The following is a 2570-nucleotide window of genomic DNA, read 5'->3' as shown; positions in this document are numbered from 1 at the left end:
CTTCCCCGATCGGCGTAAGAGTCTCGTGGGCTCGGAGATGTGTATAAGAGCCCGCGGCGTGGGCGACGCGTCGGCCACGCCGTCCGTCGACGCCGGCGCGGCGGTATCGGGTGCGGACGGGACGTCGGCGGACGGGAGGTCGGCGGACGGGACGTCGGCGGACGGGACGTCACCCGTGGGCGTCGGGGCGGCGACGGCGGCCGGCACTGCCGGCTCGGCCGGGGCGTCCGCGGCGACGGCGGCACCGGTCGGCAGCACGAGGGCCGCGACGAGCAGGGCCGCAGCGGAGGCGCCGAGGGAGCGGGTCGTCCGGGCGCGGCGGTGCCCGGAGGAAGGAGCGCGGTTCACGTGACCTTCTCGAGGGGAGGACGGGGCCCCGGCGTCGGGTCCGTCGGACGACGACCGCGGGGATCCCTGCGGTCGCCGCACGTTACCGGGGCGACCGGCCGCGGCGGGGTCCGTCCGGGTCACGACTTCGACACGGTGGTGCCGCCCGCACCGTGCCGGGCTCGGGCGACGACGGACGCACCACCCGGCACGACGACGGCCGGCCCCCTCGGGGACCGGCCGTCGTCGTACGGGGCAGACGTCAGCGGGAGCGCAGACGCTCCATGGCGAGCTGCACGAGCGCGATGAGCGCCTGCTTGGTCGCGGCGCGCGACCGCGCGTCGGTGTAGAGCACCGGCACGTGGGCGGGGATCGCGAGGGCCTCGCGGACGTCCTCGAGCTGGTGCTTCGCGATGCCGTCGAAGCAGTTCACGCCGACGACGAAGGGGATGCCGCGGCTCTCGAAGTAGTCGACGGCCGGGAAGCACTGGTCGAGACGGTCCGTGTCGACGAGCACGACCGCACCGATCGCCCCGCGCACCAGGTCGTCCCACATGAAGAGGAAGCGGTCCTGGCCCGGCGTGCCGAACAGGTAGAGCCACAGCTGGCCCGGCAGCGCGATGCGGCCGAAGTCCATGGCGACGGTGGTGGTCGTCTTGCGGTCGCTCACGCCACCGGCGTCGTCGACGCCGACGGAGTGCTCCGTCATCGCGGCCTCGGTGTTGAGGGGCTCGATGTCGGAGATGGACCCGATGAAGGTCGTCTTGCCGACGGCGAACCCGCCGGCGACGACGATCTTGACGACGGTGGGGGCAATGGCGCCCGCGGTCCCCGCCGGAGCGGCGACGGCGGCGTCAGAGGGCGGAAATGCCATTGAGAACACTCTCCAGCACGCTCAGGGACAGGGCGGGGGACTCACCGGTGTTGACCTCGACCGGCTGAGAGGTGTGCACGCGCACGTAGTTGGCGTCGGTGAGGTCGGACACGAGGATCCGGACCACACCGAGCGGCAGGTGGAGGAGCGCCGACAGCTCGGCGACCGAGATGTACCCGGCCGACGCGTGCTGGATGATCGCGCGCTTCTCAGGTGTCAGGCCCGTGCTCGCCACGGCGCCCGGCATGACCTCGACCAGGGCCTCGAGAGGCAGGTCGGAGCGAGCCGAGCGCACGCGACCGCCGGTCACGGCGTACGGCCGGACCGTCCTGGCCTCGTACTCGACGTGTTCGCTCATCGTCGACGCCTCAGGCGACCGGGGCCCGGGTCGCGCCGTCGACGGGGAGCTGTCCACGCATCTCGGAGATGAGCTGCGGGGTCAGCGTCGCCTCGGTCCGCGAGACGAGCATCGCCATCTCGTAGCCGATGAGCCCGACGTCGCACGTCGACTCCGCGACCACGGCGAGGACGGAGCCGTTCGAGACGCTCATGAGGAAGAGGAACAGGTGGTCCATCTCGATGATCGCCTGGCGCACCTCCCCCGCACGGAGCTGGCGGGACGCGCCTCGGGTGAGGCTCGACATCCCGGAGACGATGGCCGCGAGCTGGTCGCCGCTGGTGCGGTCGAGCTGCTCGGACATCGCCATGAGCAGACCGTCGGCCGACACCACGAGCGTGTGGCGAGTGCCGGGCACGGTCCGGACGAAGTTGTCCAGGAGCCAGCCGAAGTTGGCTGCCTCGGTGCTGAGCGCGGTCACACTTCCTCCTTCATGGTGCAGTCAGGGCCGACTGCGGGCTGGGGCGTCTCGGCGACGCGGGCGTCGCCGGGAGTCGTGAGGTGGATCATGCGTCACCGTCCGGTCCGCCGGCGGCACGCCGCCCGCGCGAGGTGCCGGACTGGAAGCTGGAGAGTCGCGACCGCAGCTGATCGGCGTCACGCTGCACGGGTCGCTCCTCGGTCGGTGCCGGCGCCGCGGGGACGGCGGTCGGCACACGCTTCGTCAGACGCTCCGCGCCGGCACCCACCGCGCTCGGCCGGTAGGCCGAGAGCTGGCTGAGCTCCGACAGCGCCTGCTCCTGGATGTCGGAGCGCAGGGCCAGCATGGCCGCCACCTCGTCGTCCAGGGTGCCGACGCGCGGGGCGACGGACGGCGGGACGGACGGCTGCGGCACGGTGGACACCGGCTGACCGACCGCCGGGCGGACGGACCGCTCGGAGGGCGACCACGCCGGGGCGGGCCGCTGCTCCTGCACCGGCGCGGGCGCCGGGGCCGCGGGGGCGCTGCCGTCGGGCAGCGCACCGCCCTCG

The 2570-nt window shown here is 73.4% G+C and carries 3 protein-coding genes and 2 pseudogenes; all 5 read right to left on the bottom strand.

The window, feature by feature from the left end:
• Nucleotides 1–348: pseudogene (locus tag AB6N23_RS18070) on the bottom strand (hypothetical protein); the annotation flags it as partial.
• 241 nt (nt 349–589) lie between these two features.
• Nucleotides 590–1201 carry a GTP-binding protein gene (locus AB6N23_RS18065; RefSeq protein ID WP_378203283.1) on the bottom strand — a complete coding sequence of 204 codons (612 nt, stop codon included), beginning with the start codon at nt 1199–1201 and terminating at the stop codon, nt 590–592.
• The gene (locus AB6N23_RS18060) at nt 1182–1559 is read right to left on the bottom strand and encodes a DUF742 domain-containing protein (RefSeq protein ID WP_136517890.1); all 378 of its coding nucleotides are present in this window, start codon (nt 1557–1559) and stop codon (nt 1182–1184) included. Before AB6N23_RS18060 ends, AB6N23_RS18065 begins: the two co-directional genes overlap by 20 nt.
• A gap of 10 nt (nt 1560–1569) precedes the next feature.
• Entirely contained in the window at nt 1570–2019 is a 450-nt protein-coding gene (locus AB6N23_RS18055) for a roadblock/LC7 domain-containing protein (protein ID WP_046529366.1), read from the bottom strand.
• 85 nt (nt 2020–2104) lie between these two features.
• Nucleotides 2105–2570, bottom strand: a pseudogene (locus AB6N23_RS18050) (hypothetical protein); the annotation flags it as partial.

The sequence above is a fragment of the Cellulomonas pasadenensis genome, assembly GCF_047229365.1.
In the GTDB taxonomy this organism is placed as follows: Bacteria; Actinomycetota; Actinomycetes; order Actinomycetales; family Cellulomonadaceae; genus Cellulomonas.
Note: the sequence above shows the minus strand (reverse complement) of the source record. Positions and strands in the feature narration are given on the sequence as shown.